The sequence below is a fragment of the Acinetobacter sp. ANC 4862 genome, from assembly GCF_004336635.1.
In the GTDB taxonomy this organism is placed as follows: Bacteria; Pseudomonadota; Gammaproteobacteria; order Pseudomonadales; family Moraxellaceae; genus Acinetobacter.
Genome location: NZ_SJXH01000012.1, coordinates 22160 through 42977, shown reverse-complemented (window position 1 = coordinate 42977; position 20818 = coordinate 22160). Strand labels below are relative to the sequence as shown.

Below are 20818 nucleotides of genomic sequence, written 5' to 3'. Positions count from 1 at the left end.
ATAAAAATGAATAACAGTTTGAAAGATTTTATATTTGGGGATGGCAATACAATGAACCATTTGTTCCGTCAATTTTCTATGGGTGCGGTTGCAATCGCAGTAATGCAAGTTGCCAATGCACAAGTCAGTATTACCAATATTGTGCCTATGCAAATTGCAGGTCAGGGTACAGAAATTCGTGTCATGTTTAATGGCTTACCTCCGCAGCCGCAAGCTTATCAGTTAGAGCAGCCATCACGTCTGATTCTGGATTTTGATAAAGCACAGCAAAATTTAAAGCAAAATAGCATTGCAGTTGCAACCAAAGAAGCCAGTTCTGTTGATGTGAGTTCTGATGCGCAACGCTCACGTTTAACGGTGAATTTGGCGGATGCCGGTGCCTTTACCACACGCGTGGAAGGCAATACTTTTATTTTAAAAATTAATTCAGCTGCGGGTAATGCATTTGCTACTCAGCAGGTAGCGGCTCAAAAATCTACCCAAGGAATTTCCAATATTGGCTTCCAGCGCGGTGGTCAGGGTGAAGGGCAGGTTGTTATTGATTTGCTCGGTACAAACACACAGGTTGATGTGCAGCAGCAAGGCAGTAAAGTTGTTGTACGTACTTTAGGCAGTAAAGTTCCTGCACATTTGGCGCGTCGTTTAAATGTGAATGATTTTGCAACGCCAGTTTCTACTATCGATGCAAATAATAATGGTGGAAATGGGGTAATTACCATTCAGACTTCTGGTAGCTATGAATATATGGCATATCAGGCAGACAATAAACTTACAATCAGTTTAAAACGACCTGAAGATAAAAATCCGCTTAAACCTAAAGCAGCCAATAGTTATACTGGTAAAAAGATTTCTCTAGATTTTCAGGATATTGAAGTACGTCGTGTGCTCCAGTTATTGGCAGACTTCACTGAAATCAATATGGTGACCGCTGATACAGTACAAGGGAATATTACTTTACGCTTAAAGGATGTACCTTGGGATCAGGCATTAGATATTATTCTAAAAACCAAGAATTTAGATAAACGCCGTAATGGTAATGTAATCTGGATTGCCCCTGTTTCAGAATTAATTAAAGCAGAAGAAGAACAGGCGAAGGCGATAGAGCAAAGTGTAAAATTGGCGCCAATGCAAACCGAGTATATGCAACTAAGCTATGCAAAGGTTACGGATATTGAGAAACTGATTACCCAAACAAAATCTTCAAATAACTCTAATTCTGGCAATAGTAGTAACAATAATAATTCTAATGAAAGTTTATTAAGTTCACGTGGCACGATATCTGTTGATGCGCGTACCAATACGCTGATTATTAATGATACGGCACAGAATATAGATAAAGTCCGGAAAATGGTCGACTTGCTAGATATTCCAGTCAAACAAGTGATGGTTGAAGCCCGTATTGTTCGAGCTTCAACAGAGTTTAGTAAAGAAATGGGCGTGAAGTGGGGGATCTTGTCGCAAGGTATTGCTCAAAATAATGATTTGTTGGTCGGTGGTAGTGATACAACCTTATGGGATTTAAAAACGCCTGACGATGATGGTAAATATACGATTCAACGTCCACAGAACTTAAATGTGGATTTAGGCGTAACTAATGCAGCAGGTAAAATTGCCTTTGGTTTAATCAGCTTATCTGATTTTATGCTGGATCTAGAACTTTCTGCCTTGCAAGCAGACGGCTATGGTGAAGTGATTTCAACACCTAAAGTCCTCACTGCAGACAAACAAACAGCCAAAGTTTCATCAGGTACGCAAATTCCATATCAATCATCAGAAGGTGGTGGTGCAAATGCAGTTTCAACCACTGAATTTATTGATGCTGTACTTAGTTTGGATGTAACGCCAAGTATTACACCTGATGGTAAAGTTCAAATGCTACTCAACATCACCAGCGATACTCCAGGAAATCCAACACCGACAGGTCAATTGACGATTAATAAAAATCAAATCAATACCAATGTCCTGGTAGATAATGGAGAGACAGTTGTACTCGGTGGTATTTTTGAACAAGAAACCCGTAATGGTCAAACTAAGGTGCCATTCTTGGGTGATATTCCTTACGTAGGTCGTTTATTCCGTAAAGATATCAAGTCTGATAATAAACGTGAGCTATTGATTTTTGTTACACCACGAATTGTTAATGACAGTGTTTCAAGAAATCATTAATATATTTTGAATTTAGCAAAATAAATAGGTGACTCCTTGCCAAGCAATGAGTTTGAAACCCTGCCAAATATTTATTTGGTAGGGCCAATGGGGGCTGGAAAAACAACGGTTGGTCGACATTTGGCGGAACTGTTAGGACGTGAGTTTCTTGATAGTGATCATGAAATTGAACGGAAAACAGGTGCGACAATTCCTTGGATTTTTGAAAAAGAAGGTGAAAAGGGATTTCGTAACCGTGAAACCATGGTGATCGATGAACTCACAGCTCGTTCACAACTGGTTCTGGCAACTGGTGGTGGTGCAGTGACCCAAGCTCCCAATCGTGAATTTTTAAAACAACGCGGAATCGTTGTTTATCTATATACTCCTGTCGAAATTCAATTACAGCGCACCTACCGGGATAAAAACCGTCCTTTATTGCAAGTTGAAAATCCTGAACAAAAGTTACGTGATTTATTGGCGCTTCGCGATCCTTTATATCGAGAAGTTGCGCATTATATTATTGAAACCAATCAGGGAGCTGCTCGTGATTTAGCTCAAAAAATCTTACATATGATTGTTTCTCAAGAAGCAGATTTAGTCTAATTAACGGTTTTAATTTCATGCAAACTTTACATGTTGAACTCGGTGATCGCCGATATCCTATTTTTATTGGCAGTGATTTAAATCCACAATCTTTGCTTGAACCTTATATTAAAGGTAAGCAAGTGATGATTGTGACCAATACAACGGTTGCACCTCTGTATTTGGATCATTATGTGACTGCGATAGAAGCTTTGGGGAAAACCATTGCAACATGTATTTTGCCTGATGGTGAAAAATATAAAAATATTGAACATTTAAATTTAATTTTTGATGCCTTATTGGAAGTAGGGTTTAATCGTGATGCTACAGTTTTAGCTCTGGGTGGTGGCGTGATTGGGGATATGGCAGGTTTTGCATCTGCATGTTTTCAACGAGGTGTTTATTTTGTTCAAGTACCCACTACGCTGCTTTCACAAGTGGATTCGAGCGTGGGTGGGAAAACTGGCATTAATCATCCCTTGGGTAAAAATATGATTGGTGCTTTCCAGCAGCCACAAGTGGTGTTGGCGGATATGGCGCAATTAAGCACTTTACCTGATCGTGAACTGTCAGCAGGTTTGGCAGAAGTGATTAAATATGCCTTATTAGGTGATCTGGATTTCTTGGTCTGGCTCGAAGAAAATATGGATGGTTTGGTGGGACGTGATTCAGAATTGCTGGCTGAAGCGGTTTACCGTTCATGTGCACATAAAGCACGTATCGTTGCTAATGATGAAAAAGAACAAGGTGAGCGTGCCTTACTTAACTTAGGGCATACCTTTGGTCATGCTATCGAGTCTTACTTAGGATATGGTGTTTGGTTACACGGTGAAGCGGTCGCAACCGGTATGGTGATGGCTGCGGATTTGTCGCAACGAATGGGCTGGATTTCAGCGGAAGATTTGGAACGTACAAAAAAAATCATTCAACGTGCCCATTTACCCGTAAAATGCCCAGCTATTCCACTGGATGAATTCCTCGCATATATGGCACATGATAAAAAAGTGCTGAATGGACAATTACGCCTGGTACTGTTGAAATCTTTAGGGCAGGCTGTAATTACAAGAGAATTTGATGTGGAATTGATGAAACAAGCGATTTTAGCGAATCAAGAGAAGGCATAAGTCATGGCAACCATCCGTACACAATGGCAACGTATTCAAAACTATATCTGGCTAGTGTGTGGGTTGGTGTGTCTGTTTGCAGCACTTATTTTTTGGGCAATCACGGACAGTGATGCTTTAGTTGAGGTGGAAAAATCTGCTGAAACTGAAGCTGAATTGCAAATTCAACCGGAAAAAGTTGCTGCAACCAACCTTCTTGGTGCACTTCAAAAAGAAGTACGTCCTTTGGAAATGACTACGCGTGTGGTCAATACTGCAACTTATGAACCAGAGTTTCGTGGCACTAAATTTATTAATGACAATAAAAATGCGGCCACGATTGAACTGTTTCGAGCGACCAAAGATGATGTGATTCGAAGTTTTCTAAAAAAACAGTCCGATCGTAAGAACTTTTTCTATATTCGCCTGAGTGGTGAAAATCAAATTGAGCAATATGTTCTGCTTTATGGCATCTATGGAAATAGTGATCAAGCAAAACAAGCCCTTCAACAATTGCCATTCCAGTTTCCCAAGTCTATTCAACCTCAAGTTCATGAGATTGAAAATTATGCAGTCTTGGTCAATGACATGGGGGCAGAAGAAATGGGTTCGAATAGCAAACTCTATGCAGTCAATTTAAAATCTGCACCATTGCCGCGCATTGATGAGAGTCTTGTGGTTCCACCTAAACCCAAACCGACTGTACCAGTCGTTGATCCTAAAGCAGCAACCACAACCACAACGGTCACACGTCGTGATGAAGAGGGTAATGTCGTGGATGTGCAGCAATCTCATTCTGGTGTTGAATCTGCACCGAAAAAAAATGGCAATAAAGTAGCAGAAACTGAAATTAGTGATCCATTTAATTAAAAATAGAGTTCTAAAATAGAGCAAAGTAAGTTATAAAAATATCTATATGCACAAATATAGTGCGAAAATTGGTTTCAAGAAAATAAGATGAAGCAGATGAAACTTTAATATTTCTATATTTAAAACATTTAGCATTGTCTTTTTTTAATTGGCATCATTTTTGCTTTATTGGTGCATGAATTGAGTTATTGTCCCTATTTTGGCGCGAAAAGATTCAATGATTGTGCGAAGTTACTGAATTTGCCTGCTTTAAAAGAGTGCGTAAAATCAATAAAACATTTTTGTAATTGATCCATGCACAGAAGATGAAATGCGATTATCTTTAGTATGTGAAGAAAATGATTCTGCCCAATCTTGATCTGAGTGTAAGTAAATTGGACTAAATCGCAAAGAAGATATTTGATTGTTAGATGCCCGCTTTATGGGCCATGTTGAAGAAGGGTACGCTATGCACATGCCATCGCCTAATACTGTAGCTCCCGCTCAAGGTTTATACCAACCGGATGAGTTTAAAGATAACTGTGGTTTCGGTTTAATCGCCCATATGCAGGGTGATGCAAGCCATGATTTGGTCAAGACCGCGATTCATAGTTTAAGTTGTATGACCCACCGTGGTGGTATTGCCGCAGATGGCAAGACAGGAGATGGTTGTGGTTTATTGCTGGCTATGCCGAAAGCATTTTTCCGTGAAGAAGCAAAAAAACTCAGTGACATCACTTTAAGTGAAGTGTTTGCAGTCGGTACGGTATTTTTAAATCTTGATCCAGCAATTGCAGCACATTCAAAGCAGGTTTTAGCCAAAGAAATCGAATCTGAAGGCTTAAAAGTGCTTGCTTGGCGTGTGATCCCAACCAATGTCGATGCTTTGGGTGAAATTGCACTTCAATCGATGCCGGCATTTGAACAAATTATTGTCAATTGCCCAATGGGTGTCACCGAAGTTGAATTTAACCGTAAGTTATTCCTTGCACGTCGTCGTGCGGAACAATTACTGAGCAATGATCCTTCATTCTATGTCACAACATTGTGTTCAACAGTCATCACCTATAAAGGTTTGATGATGCCTGAAGCAATCGCAGACTTTTATACAGATTTAGCGGATCCGCGTCTGGAATCACACATTGTGGTCTTCCATCAGCGTTTCTCGACCAATACATTACCGCGTTGGCCTTTAGCGCAGCCGTTCCGTTATCTTGCACACAATGGTGAAATTAACACCATTACAGCAAACCGTAACTGGGCAATGGCACGTGTTCCAAAATTTGAAAACCCATTGCTTCCAGGTTTAACTGAGCTCAATCCAATTGTGAACCGTACCGGTTCGGATTCTTCAAGTTTGGATAATATGCTGGAAATTCTGGTCGGTGGTGGTATGGATCTGTTCCGTGCGCTACGCATGTTAGTTCCACCAGCTTGGCAGAATGTAGAAACTTTAGATGCCGATCTGCGTGCATTCTATGAGTTTAACTCTAAGCATATGGAAGCATGGGATGGTCCTGCAGGTCTGGTGATTCAAGATGGTCGTCATGCGATTTGTATGCTGGATCGTAATGGTTTGCGTCCTGCACGTTGGGTCATCACGAAAAATGGTTACATCACGCTTGCATCAGAAATTGGTGTTTGGGGCTATCAACCTGAAGACGTAATTTCCAAAGGTCGTGTCGGCCCAGGTCAAATCTTGGTAATTGATACCCTCACTGGTAAATTGCTTGATACTCAAGATGTTAGTAACCATTTGAAAAAAATGCGTCCTTACCGTGAATGGTTGCGTGAAAACTCAATTCGCCTACAAGGTAGCCCGGAACTTGAAGAATATTTATGTGATCAAGGCTTAAAAGGCGATGACCTAAAAGCATCACAAAAAATGTTCATGGTGACGTTTGAAGAACGTGATCAATTGCTTCGTCCAATCGCAGAAAGCGGTCAGGAAGCCGTCGGTTCAATGGGTGATGATACGCCAATGGCCGTATTGTCTCGTCAGGTTCGTCATGTATCGGATTACTTCCGTCAACAATTTGCCCAAGTCACCAACCCGCCAATCGATCCATTGCGTGAATCGATCGTGATGTCTTTAGAGACTTGCTTGGGCCGTGAGCAAAATGTATTTGAACAAAGTCCTGAACATGCAGATCGTTTGATTATTTCTAGCCCTGTACTTTCAAATTCAAAAATGCACCAAATGCGTACTTTGGGTCGTAAAGGTTACGAAATTGCTGACATAGACTTGAACTATGTTGCAACTGAAGGTTTAGAAGCAGCGATTGCACGTATCTGTGAGGAAGCAGCTCAAGCAGTTCGTGATGGCAAAACTTTACTGGTGCTTTCTGACAAGAAAATCCGTGAAGGTTATTTGCCAGCCAATGCACTCATGGCAACAGGTGCGGTTCACCATCATTTGATTCAAGTGGGTTTACGTACCGATGCCAACATCATTGTAGAAACAGCTTTGGCACGTGATGCGCACCAATTTGCCGTGATCTTAGGTTTTGGTGCGACTGCGATTTATCCATATTTGGCCTATGACGTGATCAATGACTTGATTGCCAAAGGTGAATTGTTGGGTGACCCAATTCATGCCCAAGCGAACTTCCGTAAAGGGATTGAGAAAGGTCTATTAAAAGTTCTTTCTAAAATGGGTATTTCAACGGTTGCGTCTTATCGTGGCGGTCAGTTATTCGAAGCCGTTGGTTTGTCGAATGAAGTGGTTGATAAATGCTTCACTGGCGTTCCAAGCCGTATTAAAGGTGCAACCTTTGCAGACCTTGAAAATGATCTTAAAAAATTGGCTGAAAATGCGTGGAAAGCACGTAAGCCAATTGATCAGGGTGGTTTACTGAAATTTGTATTCGACAAGGAATATCATGCATTTAACCCGGATGTGATCAATTCTCTTCATAAGGCAGTACGATCAGGTGATTATGCTGACTTTAAAGAATATGCGGAATTGGTGAATAATCGTCCGGTTGCAACGATTCGTGATTTATTCAAGCTGAAAACAGATAATTCAATTGCGCTTGATCAAGTGGAATCAGTTGAAGAAATCTTACCGCGTTTCGACTCTGCAGGCATGTCACTCGGTGCATTGTCACCTGAAGCCCATGAGGCGATTGCGATTGCCATGAATACCATCGGTGGTCGTTCAAACTCGGGTGAGGGCGGTGAAGATCCTGCACGTTATGGCACTATCCGTAACTCGAAAATCAAACAAATTGCATCAGGTCGTTTTGGTGTGACACCAGCGTACCTCACTTCTGCGGAAGTGTTGCAGATTAAAGTCGCGCAAGGTGCGAAACCGGGTGAAGGTGGTCAGTTACCGGGTGGTAAAGTGAATGGCTTAATTGCACGTTTACGTTATTCCGTTCCAGGTGTAACCCTGATTTCACCTCCACCACACCATGACATTTACTCAATTGAAGATTTGTCGCAATTGATCTTTGACTTGAAACAAGTCAATCCTCAAGCAATGGTGTCGGTAAAATTGGTGTCTGAACCGGGTGTAGGAACCATTGCGGCAGGTGTGGCGAAAGCATATGCCGACTTCATTACCATTTCCGGTTATGACGGTGGTACTGCGGCCTCTCCATTGTCTTCAATTCACCATGCAGGTTCGCCATGGGAGTTAGGTTTATCTGAAGCGCATCAAGCCCTTCGTGTAAATGACCTACGTGGCAAAGTACGCGTACAAACCGATGGTGGTTTGAAAACAGGTCTAGACGTGGTTAAAGCGGCTATTTTGGGTGCAGAAAGCTTCGGTTTTGGTTCTACGCCAATGATTGCGTTGGGTTGTAAATATCTGCGTATTTGCCACTTGAACAACTGTGCAACCGGGGTAGCAACTCAGCAAGACCATTTACGTCAAGAGCATTACATTGGCGAGCCGGAAATGCTGATCAATTTCTTCCACTTTATTGCAGAAGAAACTCGTGAGTGGTTAGCGGCTTTAGGTGTATCAAGCCTGAAAGACTTGATTGGTCGTACAGATTTACTCGAAGTCTTACCGGGCGATACAGACAAACATGCTCACCTAGATTTAAGTGCATTGTTGACCTCTCATCCTTCTGCTGAAGGTAAAGCACAATATTGTGAAGTTCAAGGCAATGCACCATTTGATAAAGGCTTGTTGGCTGAGAAAATGGTTGATGAAATGCTTCCGACCATTGAAGCGGGTAAGAGTGGCGAGTTTAACTACAATGTTGTCAATTGTGACCGTTCAATTGGTGCACGTATTTCAGGTGAAATTGCACGTCGTTATGGCAACTTGGGTATGGAAACACATCCTGTAGTCATGAATTTGAAAGGTACTGCAGGTCAGTCACTCGGTGTTTGGAATGCCGGTGGTTTGCATATCAAACTTGAAGGTGATGCCAACGATTACGTGGGTAAAGGTATGGCAGGTGGTCGTATCTCCATCTTCCCACCAAAAGGTTCACCGTTCCAAACTCAAAATACTGCAATCATTGGTAACACATGCTTGTATGGTGCAACTGGCGGTAAAATCTTTGCGGCGGGTACTGCAGGCGAACGTTTTGCGGTTCGTAACTCGGGTGCATTTGCCGTGATTGAAGGTGCAGGTGACCACTGTTGTGAATATATGACTGGTGGTATTGTGACTGTACTGGGTAAAGTAGGTCATAACTTCGGTGCTGGTATGACCGGTGGTTTTGCTTATGTACTTGACCTTGATAATGATTTCGTGGATCACTATAACCATGAGTTGATCGAGTTAAATCGTATCTCTACAGAAGCGATGGAAGAACATCAAGAATTCTTGCTTCGTATCTTGGATGAACACATTAAAGAGACAGGTAGTGCTTGGGCGTACAAGATCCGCAATGAGTTTGATTTTTACAGCCGTAAATTCTGGCTTGTAAAACCAAAAGCTGCTAATTTGCAAACGCTTTTGAAAACGACTAAAGCTGATCCACAATAATTCCACTACTGCAGATTTGATAGGCAGGTGTAGCGGATAAATAAACCGACTACACCTACCCACGGAGAGAGACATGGCAGAGCGCCTAAACAATGACTTTCAATTCCTGGATGTAGCACGCCAAGATCCAGAAAAAAAAGATCTAACTGTCCGCAAAGCAGAGTTTGTGGAAATTTATAAACCTTTTACAGCGGAAATTGCGACCAATCAATCGCACCGTTGTTTAGGTTGTGGTAACCCGTATTGTGAATGGAAATGTCCAGTACATAACTACATTCCAAACTGGTTAAAACTGATTGCTGAAGGTCGTATTTTCCAGGCAGCTGAACTTTGCCATCAAACCAATACCTTGCCAGAAGTCTGTGGTCGTGTATGTCCGCAAGACCGTTTATGTGAAGGGGCTTGTACCTTAAATGACGGTTTTGGTGCTGTGACCATTGGTAATGCTGAAAAATACATCAATGACACCGCTTTTGCTTTGGGCTGGCGTCCAGATATGTCCAATGTAAAATGGACAGATAAAAAAGTTGCAATTATTGGTGCCGGTCCTGCAGGTTTGGGCTGTGCAGACATTCTGGTACGTAATGGTGTTAAACCGATTGTATTTGATAAACGTCCTGAAATTGGTGGTTTGCTGACTTTCGGTATTCCAGAATTCAAGATGGAAAAAGACGTCATGAAACGCCGCCGTGAGATTTTCGCGGGTATGGGTGTTGAGTTCCGTTTAAATACTGAAATTGGTACAGATATCACCATCGAGCAATTGCTTGCAGACTATGATGCAGTGTTCATAGGTATGGGAACATACACCTACATGAAAGGCGGTTTCGCGGGTGAAGATCTTGAAGGTGTGCATGATGCGCTTGATTTCCTGATTGCCAACGTGAATCGTACCCAAGGTTGGGAAAAAGACGCTTCGGAGTATGTCAGCGTTGAAGGCAAAAAGGTGATTGTACTGGGTGGTGGTGACACTGCGATGGACTGTAACCGTACTTCAATTCGTCAAGGTGCGGAATCTGTGGTGTGTGCTTACCGCCGTGATGAAGAAAATATGCCGGGTTCACGTCGTGAAGTAAAAAATGCGCGTGAAGAAGGCGTGGACTTCATGTTCAACCGTCAGCCAATTGAAATTGTAGGTGAAAACGGTAAAGTCACTGGCGTTAAAGTGGTGACTACACAATTGGGCGAGCCTGATAGTCGTGGCCGTCGTAGCCCGGAACCGGTTCCGGGTTCAGAAGAAGTTTTACTTGCTGATGCAGTGCTTTTAGCTTTCGGTTTCCGTGCAAGTCCAGCAGACTGGTTTGCTGGTGCTAACATTGGTCTGGATGGTTCTGGTCGTGTGGTTGCAGCTGAAAAGCAACAATACAAATTCCAAACCTCTAACCCGAAAATTTTTGCCGGTGGCGATATGGTTCGTGGTTCTGACCTGGTGGTTACTGCAATCTGGGAAGGTCGTGAAGCAGCTGAAGGCATCCTTGATTATTTAGATGTTTAATTGATAACTTCTAAGTTAGAGATTTAAAAACCCGCTTCGGCGGGTTTTTTTATTTATATGATTTGCAGTACTGAAATTAAACAAAACTAGGCCTAAATATGTTTACAATAAAAATATTCAAACAAATACAAAGAAATATAGAGGATATAGGCATATGAATGTAATGAAAAAAAGTTTAGTTACTATGGCTCTTGTAAGCACTTTAACCTTGTCCGGTTGTGGCTATAACACGCTACAGGTGAAAGATGAAGCGGTGACAGCTTCTTGGTCTGAAGTGCAAAACCAATATCAACGCCGTGCTGACCTTGTACCCAACTTGGTCAATGTAGTGAAAGGCTATGCTAAACATGAAGAAAAAGTTCTAACAGAAGTCACTCAAGCACGTGCTAATGTCGCAGGCTTAAAAGTAGATAAAGAAGTCTTGGAAGATCCTGCCTTATTCCAGAAATATCAAGAAGCACAGGCGCAGATGACCAGTGCATTATCTCGTTTAATTGCAGTTTCTGAAAATTATCCTGACTTAAAAGCCAATGAACAATTCCGTGATTTACAAGTGCAACTTGAAGGCACTGAAAACCGTATTGCAGTAGCGCGTAATCGTTATATTGCATCAGTTCAAGATTTTAACGCGTATTCACGCCAATTCCCTCAGGTGATGACGGCTAAAGTGATTGGGATGAATCCAAAGCCGAATTTTAGTGCAGAACAGAGTGCACAAACAGCACCTAAGGTTTCATTTGAATAATTGGGTATTTGTATAAAACAGGATGCGCTTATGTCTGCTCCAGAAAATAAAAATGCTCTCACTATCATTTTGCAGCTAGTGGTTTTGTGTTGTGCAATGCTATCGAGTTCATTTGCTTTAAGCGAAGTGGCAACCGCATCTGACACAGAAGAAGCGATTATAGCGGGTAGGGTTATTCAGGAGCAGCAACAATCACAGACTCAACAAAAAGCATCAACACCAGCACAAGTTCAGCAGCCGAAAATTGCCAATGATCTGGCGGAAGGAGAATCCATACGTGGATTGCCGACCTTAAATGAGCCGGTTGTTGATCAGGCAAATCTATTAACAGAAAGTCAGAAGCAGGAAATTAGTCAGCGGATTCTAAAGTTGCACGAACAGGGAAAAGCACAAATTGGTGTAGTGATTGTTCCCACCACAGGTCAGGAAGATATTTTTGATTTTGCCATGCGTGTTGCTGAGAAATGGCAATTGGGTTCAGCCAAACAGGATAATGGTCTATTGATGGCGATTGCTGTGAATGATCGTCGCATCCAAATTCTGACAGGTTACGGCTTGGAGGGGGTAATACCGGATATTGTGGCCAGTCGTATTATTCGAAATCAGATCACGCCTTATTTCAAGCAAGCCCAATATGCACAAGGTATTGATGCGGGGCTGGCTGAAATTGAACGTATTTTAAATATGGATCCCGAGGTAGCACAAAAAGCCGCGCAAGAACTTAAAGAACGTCATGATCAAGCTTTGCATGAGCAGCAAGCTAAAGAAAAAACTTTTAGTACCGCATTATTTATACTGATTGCTGGCATCATTGGTTCCTTTATTTTTGGCAAGGGCTTAAGTGCATCTACTGCGGCGGTGGCTGGAACGGTAGCAGGATTGGTGAATGGTGCAGGATTAGTGACCAGCTTATTGATTGGTGGTGGGATATTCTTTTTACTGATTACGGCTATTGCACAAACCATTTTCCAACTGTTTTTGGCTTCTGCCGGTCGTGGCGGTGGTGGCGGACGAGGTGGCGGCGGATTTAGTGGCGGAGGCGGTGGTTTTGGCGGGGGAGGAGCATCAGGCTCATGGTAATAAAAACAGAAACGACAGAAATTGTCACACAGCCTAAAATAGAAGAAGTAAGCCAACCCAGTTTTAAACGCTGGTTAAAGCATTTTTTATATATGCCTGCAACCAAGCGATACTTTTCCAAACAGGATCAGGCTGCGATCGCACAGGCAGTGTCTGAGGCTGAATATGGTCATGTCGGGGAAATTCAGGTGGTGATAGAAGGTCATCTGCCTGTAAATCAGGCATATTTTCAAAATACCCGCATGCGTGCTCGTCAGTTGTTTGCAGAACTTGGAGTATGGGATACTGAATATAATAGTGGTGTACTGCTGTATATCAATTTATGTGAGCGTAAAGTTGAAATTGTCATTGATCGGGGGATTCTGCAAGCGACAGAACAAGCCATTTGGAATGAAATTTGCCAAAATATGATTGCTCAATTGGCTCAGAAACAGTTTAGATTGGCTGTAATAACTGGGGTAGTGAGCATAGGTGAAGTGCTTAATCGGTTTTATACACACTCTATCAAAGATGAAAATAATGAATTGGGGAATGCTCCAATTATTTTGGGCTAGAAAATAGGTGGATTAGTGACATAAAATGTCACTTTTTTACTAAAAAAAACATTAAAACCACATTGTAACAATTTTATTTTTTTAAAGTGCTGTTTTTTCTGTTAATTTTATTATAATCAGTTTTGGCACAATTAGTGCTAAATATAAATTAGCTTACAAAGCTTATAAATAAACAAAAAACATTTGTGGAGAATGTTATGAACGCACAAAAGGGTTTTACTCTTATTGATACTCCATAAGTGTCCACATAAAATGAACAATCCATAAGTAAGTCAATATGGACATCATCGAATAATCGACAGACCCGTTCCCGCTATGAAGCAGAAATATTCCTTTGCTCTTCTTTTGTTTCTTCCTACATTGATTCATGCACAAGCGTTAGACTTAATTCAATATTCAGATATTTCATCAATTCCTCAAATTGCTTTGAATCCAAAAATCCAAACAGAACTTCAAACATTGTTAAAGCATGATTATCTAAAATTTCAATCTAATTTCGATAATTACTCAGCGCCCTATTTACTAAAGACAGATGAGGCTCTGTATTATGAAGGTCGGTCTGGAAGCAGTTTAGATGCTTCATCAGCGATTGTTTTTAAAGATGGGCGATTGTTTGCTGCAATTTATTTTGCCAAAACCAAGACGTTAAAATACTTTAGCAATGATGCAAGTTGCTCAAAACAGTTACATCCTGCGATTCAAGTCTTTGCTCAGCAGCGTGAAATTCAAAGTATTGAGTATGTGACAGCAAGAGTGGAAAGCGCTTTAAAATATCATCTTGGTTTAGCTGCTCAATGTGAGGCTTATATAGAAAAACTAAAGAAAGGAAACTCAAGCTTTTTGAACATCTAAACCAAGATGAAAAATCTATAATGGCTCAATGGAAAGGTAAGTGAGTCGTATAAAATAAACGGGGAATATTTTTCCTTCAATAAGCTCAGGAAACTGTTGGCTGAGACTTCGGCGTGAGCTTAGTCGGACGCTTGTCGAAGCCATTGTGTGACAATATACTCCTATGGACTAACTTATACTCAACTTGCACAAATTATGTTGTGTAACGTATGTAACATGTTGAAATTGTTAAAAAATAGGATATAGCCAAATACTCAAAAATATAGAACAATAGAAGCATGGGATATTCAAAAGATTTTAAAGACAAAGTCATAGAAATTATGGCTAGAGATAAAATGTCTGTGCGAAAAGCAGCACAGCATTTTAACGTCTGTATACAGACGATTCAGAATTGGAAAAAGTCCACTGTAACTAAACCTATTCCTGGTCGCCCAGCTAAAATTAGCAAAGAGCAAATATTGAAGGATGTTGAACAATATCCCGATGATTACATCAGTGAACGGGCAGAACGTTTTGGTGTCAGTACACATGCAGTATTTAATGCGCTACATGCCGCAGGAATATCGCGTAAAAAAAGACGTTAAAGCACCCTAAAGCAGATCAAAATCAACGTCGGCAATTTCAGAACTTGATTGAATGTTTAGAACAACAATTACCACTGGTTTATATCGATGAAAGTGGTTTTCAAAGCGAAAGTACGAGATCGCATAGTTATAGCCCTAAAGGAGCGCGAGCTGAAGCTGAATTTAACTGGCAGTTAAAAAATTGTAGCAATGCGATTGGTGCATTAATCGAAAATAGATTGCTTACAGTTGGAGTATTTGATTGTTCAGTGAACACTGAGGTATTTGAATGCTGGATTGAACAGGATTTATTGCCGAAGCTGAAAGAAACCAGTGTATTGATTATGGATAATGCCACCTTTCACAAAGGAAAAAGGCTTCAGGAGTTGATACGCTGTGCAGGCCATTACATTGTGTGGCTTCCTAAATATAGCCCGGACTTAAATCCTATAGAAAAAATGTGGTCACGAGTAAAAATGATTCGCAATAAGTTTAGAGTTAAAGATATTGATAAATTGTTTAAAGATTACTGTAATGATTTATTTGGTATTTAGCTATACATCACCCTGCTATTTTTTACAGACCCGATATGTTGAAAGGACTGTTTATCCTTATTGTGAAGATATTCTGTTGGATGATCTTAAAAGCGAATGCCCGGCATTTGGGTGACGAGATGAAGCAATTTGTATAATAAAGTTTAATATTGAGCAGAATTTACGGAAAAAAAGTTTGATAAGCCAAACGGCAGATCAATAGGCTCACCAAAATCAAAAACAGAATCCGGATAAAACCGCTGCCATATTTTAAGGCGGCACGTACACCGACCAATGAACCGAGTACATTGGCGACCGCCATCATCAAACCGATCTGGAACAGCACATGTCCAGTGGGTGCAAAGAAGCTTAAAGCCGCCAGGTTGGTGGTTAAATTCGCTACTTTAGACAAGGCCGAGGCATGAATAAAATCCGCTTTTAAATAGCGAATAAAATAGAAAATAAAAAAACTGCCGGTCCCGGGACCAAAAATACCGTCATAAAAACCAATCAGCAAACTGCCGACTGCAGCCAGCATCAATATTTTCGGTGTCAGTTCCTGACGAATATGCACCTGACCAAACTGTTTTTTGCTAAAGGTATAGATCGCAATCACAATCAGCATGATCAGGACAAAGGGTCTGAGGACTTCCTTTGGAATCATCGCGACACAGGCAGCACCTGCAAACGAGCTGATAAAGGCACAACTGGCAATTACTGCCAGCAATTTCCAGCGCAGTTTGACTTTGCGGACAAAGCTCCACGCTGCCGATGCCGTACCACAAATTGAAGACAACTTATTGGTACCAAACACCGTCGCTGGACTGAGTTGTGGCATCGCATTCATAATGGCAGGAATCTGGATCAGACCACCGCCACCCACAGCCGCATCAATCGCCCCCGCACAAAAAGCAAAGACAAATAGGCTGATTAAAATTTCAATTTCCATACATGGTCTTCAAAGCCTATTCGAGATTCAGTACACGTTTCGGTACCAGACGCTTGCGGTCAGTAATCTCTGCCAAGCCCAGACATTTTTCACCATCAAAAACCAGAACCTGTGCTTCGACCTCATGTTCAATATTACTTTCCATGCCGCGGCTAAAGTATTCCGCACGCCCTTCCGGCGCCTGCACTTTTGGAAAATGATCGACCGGGGCATAAACAGGCAGCAACAAAGCTTCACGCTCCTGCTCAGTCAAACTTTCCAGATACTCAATGGTGTATTCGGGAATCAGGTCAAACTGACCCGTTTTAATCCGGTGCAGATAGGTCAGATGTCCAAAAGTGCCGAGGGCTTTGGCAATATCTTCACCCAAGACCCGAATATAAGTGCCTTTAGAACAGGTAATATCTAAAGTCAGACTATTTTCAGTAAAGGACAATAACTCAATCGCCTCAATGGTAATGGGCCGCGCTTCACGTTCAATTTCAATGCCTTGACGCGCCAACTCATACAACGGACGCCCTTCTTTCTTCAAAGCGGAATACATCGGCGGAACTTGCTGAATATCCCCCGTAAAGCTTGCCAGAACCTGCTGAATTTTTTCTTCCGTTAGCACCGGAACAGCTTGCTCCAACAACAGCTCACCTTCGACATCACCCGTCGTGGTGCTATGACCTAAATAGATGGTGGTTTGATAACGCTTGATCGAATCTAACAAATAGTGAGAAAACTTAGTCGCTTCACCCAGACAAATCGGCAACAATCCGGAAGCTAAAGGGTCTAAAGCACCGGTATGACCACCTTTTTGCGCCCGATATAATCCACGCACTCGCTGTAAAGCGCCATTAGAACTAATACCCAAAGGCTTATTAAGTAAAAACACGCCGCTAATATTCCGGCGTTGAATCTTAGGTGAAGTCTTTTTCATAGCGAAAGATCAGGCAAGTTGAAACGGATGACATGTTAACAACCGCTTGTCTGCATTTACAACTTTTCTACGTTACATTTACAGCTTTAATGGCAAATTTAAATCCTATTTTTAGACTTATAAAACAAAACAAGCAAAAAGGTTGCATAGGAAATGCGAAAATATAAGTTATGGATTATTTTGGCGCTTATTATTGTGGCTATCGGCGCACTATTATTTTGGTTAGCGCCCTCGCAATCGAGTGCAGAAAAAACACGTGCAGCACAGACTGTTGATCCTCAAGCTAATAGCTTAACTGAAAACACGCCAGCAAATGTAGTTCAAGGCAGGGCTTTTATGAGTAAAAGCCAACAGGACACTGAAGTGAACTGTCAGTTGAGTCTCGATGCTGCCAACCGTTTAATTGTGAATGAGCAAACACGTAACTGTTTTGAATATTTCATTACCCAGTATGGGGAAAAAGATCTCAAGCAAATTAAAAATGATTTTAAGGCTTACATCCAGCAAACGTATAAAGCGCCTGCCCTCGCACAAATTCTAGATCTGTGGAATCGCTATATCGATTACCGTGAAAAACTCGGTGATCTACAAGCACCGAATATTGATAAAGAAGATCCTAAATATTATCAAAGCATCTTTGCCAGTATGAAAAATCTGCGTAAACAGCTTTTCTCAGATTACGAAATTGAAGGCTTATTCGGTACCGAAGATACTTATCATGAATACACCTTAAGTCGCATGATGGTCATGGATGACAAGAGCTTAACTGAAGCGCAAAAAGCACAAAAATTAAAAGATTTGTTCAATCAATTACCCCAAGACTGGAAAGAAAATTTAGAGCAGCTCAACAAACTCGAAGACTTACGCAAACTGACTGCAGACATTAAAGCACGGGGTGGTTCTACGGAAGAAATTCATCAGATGCGGATGAATTTGGTCGGCCCTGAAGCCACACAGCGTCTAGAAAGCTTAGATGGACAACGCCGCGACTGGAAAAACAAGGTCGATGGCTATCTGAAAGAACGCGACAACATTATGAAAAGTGGCATGAGTGAGGATGCCAAACAAAAAGCCGTTCAACAATTAAGGATGCAGCATTTTAATAAACCAGAAGAACAACTCCGGGTAGGAACGTTTGAATCAGTTCATGATCAGGGAGGAAAATTACCCTATGGCGAGTAATCGCAATGTAGCTCCATCAGGTGACTAGATTGATCATCTGATTTATGTACTTATATAAATAAAAACAAAAATATTTAAGGAAAAGTTGATGAAAACTTTAAAAAACAAAAAAGTGATCATGCTTGCGGTAATGACGATCCTGACCATGGGTTTAACCGCTGAAACACAAGCAGCAAAAGGCATTTTGCAAATCAAAGAAACGGTCAAATCTGACTATGCAAAAACCAAATACCCCATTGTCATGACCCATGGCTGGCTGGGCTGGTCACGTATCGGAAATGATAGTTTCAACATTGATTATTGGTATCAAATTTTGCCCGATATGGCGCGTAATGGTTCAACCGTATTTGCAGCACAGTTATCCCCTGCCAATACTACTGAGTTTCGTGGTGAACAACTGGTTGCTCAGGTTGAAGAAGTGCTCGCGATTACAGGTCAGGATAAAGTCAACCTGATTGGTCACAGTCATGGTGGTCCAACCGTACAATACGTAGCGGCAGTGAGACCCGAATACATCGCATCGGTGACTGGCGTGGGTGGAACATATCGCGGTTCTAAAGTGGCCGATGATATTCAAAACAATACGCTTAGCCGTACTGCCTTCAATATTTTGGGACAATATATCATTGGGCCACTGATGACCTGGGCTCAAGCCAATACGGATATTCCGGTGAACTTTGATGCTTCGATGAAGTCATTGACCGAAGTAGAATCGGCAAACTTCAATAAACGCTTCCCAACAGCTGCTTTAGCTTCTGACTGTAACAAGAGCGGTGCGGAAGTGGATAAGGAAATCTACTACTATTCTTGGGGTGGAACTGCGCAAACCACCAACCTTCTGGACATTGATAGCATTCTGATGCAACTCGGGCCATTGTCTTATGGCAACAAAGACAATGATGGTATGGTTGCCCGCTGTAGTTCACATATCGGTCAAGTCATCCGTGATAATTACAACCTCAATCATACTGACCTTGCCAACATGATGTTTGGTTTAAAAGGGATGTTTGCTCCTGATCCAGTGGCCCTGTTTAGACAACATGCCAACCGTCTAAAAATGAAGGGTTTATAAACCGAGCTTCTAAACAAATCCATGCACATAAAGACCCTATTTTTATGGGCATTTTCATATTCATACCTTGTTACAACTCTATATTGCATTGGTCTGTTAAATTTAGAAATCTGACCACTTATATTCAATACTAAATTTTGACAATTTAAATTGTCTAATAAAACAACTGGTTTAAAACAATAATATTTTGAGTACTCAATATGAAATACGGACTCTTCATTGCTGGCTTAATGTCACTCAGTGCTTTTAGCCAAGTACAAGCAGGCAACGCTACCCAAGTCACGGGAAAAGCAACCTCAAGCTATGCAAAAACCAAATACCCGATTGTTTTTAGTCATGGGATGGCTGGTTTTATCACTGTAGGAACCGACCAGTTTGGTCTCGACTACTGGTATCAAATTCTGCCGGACTTGGCCCGTAACGGTGCCAACGTCTGGGCAACCCGTGTATCGCCATTTAATTCATCTGAAATTCGTGGTGAACAACTGGCACGACAAGTCGAAGAGATTCTGGCATTGACCGGGGCAGAAAAAGTCAATCTGATTGGCCACTCGCATGGAGGTCCAACCATTCGCTACGTTGGTGCAGCCTTACCGGGTAAAGTTGCCTCAATGACGGGAGTAGGTGCGCCACATAAAGGCTCGCCTGTAGCGGACTTGATCTTGTCTGCTGAAGGTACGGCTCTTGAGGGCCCACTCATAGGTGTCATCAATTTTGTTTCCAAAGCGATTACCTGGGCACAAGGTCTTGACCCACAAAGCTTTCCGCATGATTCTTTAGCCGGTGGTAAAAGTTTAACTCTTGAAGGCTCTGCACAGTTTAATGCCAATTTCCCCATAGGCATGCCAAGCACAGCATGTGGAGAAGGCAAGTTCCTAGATCAGGGTATTTATAACTATTCCTTTACCGGTATCGGTACAGTGACCAATTTACTGGATCCTGACGGTGCTTTAAAGGTCACCAGTTTGTTGATTAATGGTGGTAAAGAAAATGATGGCCTGGTATCCCGTTGCAGCGCCAAGTTTGGTAAAACCATCCGTGATAATTACAACTGGAACCATTTAGATGAAGTGAATCAGGTACTCGGTCTGAAATCGTTATTTGCACCCGATCCGGTCGATGTCTATCGTCAGCATGCCAACCGCTTAAAACAGCAAGGTTTATAAAAAATAAGGGATTTATCACTCACTGTATAAATCCCTTTTTAGCACTTAAAAATAAAAAATCATTTTGTT

The 20818-nt window shown here is 41.6% G+C and carries 17 protein-coding genes; 15 read left to right on the top strand and 2 right to left on the bottom strand.

All coding sequences use genetic code 11. From position 1 onward, the window contains the following. The first annotated feature begins 51 nt into the window (after positions 1-51). The 12 genes from E0409_RS07390 to E0409_RS07335 all read left to right on the top strand — a co-directional run bounded on the left by E0409_RS07390 (position 52) and on the right by E0409_RS07335 (position 15476). A complete protein-coding gene (locus E0409_RS07390; RefSeq protein WP_165541312.1) occupies positions 52-2166 on the top strand; it encodes a type IV pilus secretin PilQ in 2115 nt (704 codons plus the stop codon). Positions 2167-2202: 36 nt separating this feature from the next. Next, positions 2203-2751 carry a shikimate kinase AroK gene (gene aroK / locus E0409_RS07385; RefSeq protein WP_067726822.1) on the top strand — a complete coding sequence of 183 codons (549 nt, stop codon included), beginning with the start codon at positions 2203-2205 and terminating at the stop codon, positions 2749-2751. 17 nt (positions 2752-2768) lie between these two features. Further along, complete coding sequence (gene aroB, locus E0409_RS07380) at positions 2769-3854, top strand: 3-dehydroquinate synthase (RefSeq protein ID WP_131289295.1); 1086 nt, start codon at positions 2769-2771, stop codon at positions 3852-3854. Between the two features lie 3 nt (positions 3855-3857). Next, on the top strand, positions 3858-4703 hold the full coding sequence (locus E0409_RS07375; RefSeq protein WP_131289292.1) for a hypothetical protein: 846 nt from the start codon (positions 3858-3860) through the stop codon (positions 4701-4703). Positions 4704-5157: 454 nt separating this feature from the next. Continuing rightward, the gene (gene gltB / locus E0409_RS07370) at positions 5158-9633 is read left to right on the top strand and encodes a glutamate synthase large subunit (protein WP_131289290.1); all 4476 of its coding nucleotides are present in this window, start codon (positions 5158-5160) and stop codon (positions 9631-9633) included. A 73-nt stretch (positions 9634-9706) separates the two neighbouring features. After that, on the top strand, positions 9707-11128 hold the full coding sequence (locus E0409_RS07365; protein WP_131289288.1) for a glutamate synthase small subunit GltD family protein: 1422 nt from the start codon (positions 9707-9709) through the stop codon (positions 11126-11128). Positions 11129-11282: 154 nt separating this feature from the next. Next, positions 11283-11873 (top strand): LemA family protein, encoded by a 591-nt coding sequence (locus tag E0409_RS07360; protein ID WP_131289285.1) that lies wholly within the window; start codon positions 11283-11285, stop codon positions 11871-11873. Between the two features lie 96 nt (positions 11874-11969). Continuing rightward, positions 11970-12953 carry a TPM domain-containing protein gene (locus E0409_RS07355; protein ID WP_252151785.1) on the top strand — a complete coding sequence of 328 codons (984 nt, stop codon included), beginning with the start codon at positions 11970-11972 and terminating at the stop codon, positions 12951-12953. After that, positions 12947-13507: a TPM domain-containing protein gene (locus tag E0409_RS07350; RefSeq protein ID WP_131289281.1), complete on the top strand. Its 561-nt coding sequence runs from the start codon at positions 12947-12949 to the stop codon at positions 13505-13507. The genes E0409_RS07355 and E0409_RS07350 overlap by 7 nt, the downstream gene beginning before the upstream one ends. A gap of 315 nt (positions 13508-13822) precedes the next feature. Then, entirely contained in the window at positions 13823-14359 is a 537-nt protein-coding gene (locus tag E0409_RS07345) for a hypothetical protein (RefSeq protein ID WP_004994346.1), read from the top strand. A 278-nt stretch (positions 14360-14637) separates the two neighbouring features. Beyond that, complete coding sequence (locus tag E0409_RS07340; protein WP_131289278.1) at positions 14638-14943, top strand: IS630 transposase-related protein; 306 nt, start codon at positions 14638-14640, stop codon at positions 14941-14943. A gap of 44 nt (positions 14944-14987) precedes the next feature. Further along, positions 14988-15476, top strand: a complete 489-nt coding sequence (locus tag E0409_RS07335) for an IS630 family transposase (RefSeq protein ID WP_131289276.1) — start codon at positions 14988-14990, stop codon at positions 15474-15476. 160 nt (positions 15477-15636) lie between these two features. Here E0409_RS07335 and E0409_RS07330 read toward each other — a convergent pair whose 3' ends face one another. Next, on the bottom strand, positions 15637-16404 hold the full coding sequence (locus tag E0409_RS07330) for a sulfite exporter TauE/SafE family protein (RefSeq protein ID WP_131289274.1): 768 nt from the start codon (positions 16402-16404) through the stop codon (positions 15637-15639). Between the two features lie 16 nt (positions 16405-16420). After that, positions 16421-17329, bottom strand: a complete 909-nt coding sequence (gene truB, locus E0409_RS07325; protein ID WP_131289271.1) for a tRNA pseudouridine(55) synthase TruB — start codon at positions 17327-17329, stop codon at positions 16421-16423. 153 nt (positions 17330-17482) lie between these two features. Here truB and E0409_RS07320 point away from each other — a divergent pair, with 153 nt between their 5' ends. The 3 genes from E0409_RS07320 to E0409_RS07310 all read left to right on the top strand — a co-directional run bounded on the left by E0409_RS07320 (position 17483) and on the right by E0409_RS07310 (position 20749). Beyond that, positions 17483-18511, top strand: a complete 1029-nt coding sequence (locus E0409_RS07320; protein WP_131289269.1) for a lipase secretion chaperone — start codon at positions 17483-17485, stop codon at positions 18509-18511. An 88-nt stretch (positions 18512-18599) separates the two neighbouring features. Further along, positions 18600-19583 carry an esterase/lipase family protein gene (locus E0409_RS07315; RefSeq protein ID WP_131289267.1) on the top strand — a complete coding sequence of 328 codons (984 nt, stop codon included), beginning with the start codon at positions 18600-18602 and terminating at the stop codon, positions 19581-19583. A 200-nt stretch (positions 19584-19783) separates the two neighbouring features. Next, on the top strand, positions 19784-20749 hold the full coding sequence (locus E0409_RS07310; protein WP_131289265.1) for a lipase family alpha/beta hydrolase: 966 nt from the start codon (positions 19784-19786) through the stop codon (positions 20747-20749). The last annotated feature ends 69 nt before the right edge of the window (positions 20750-20818 follow it).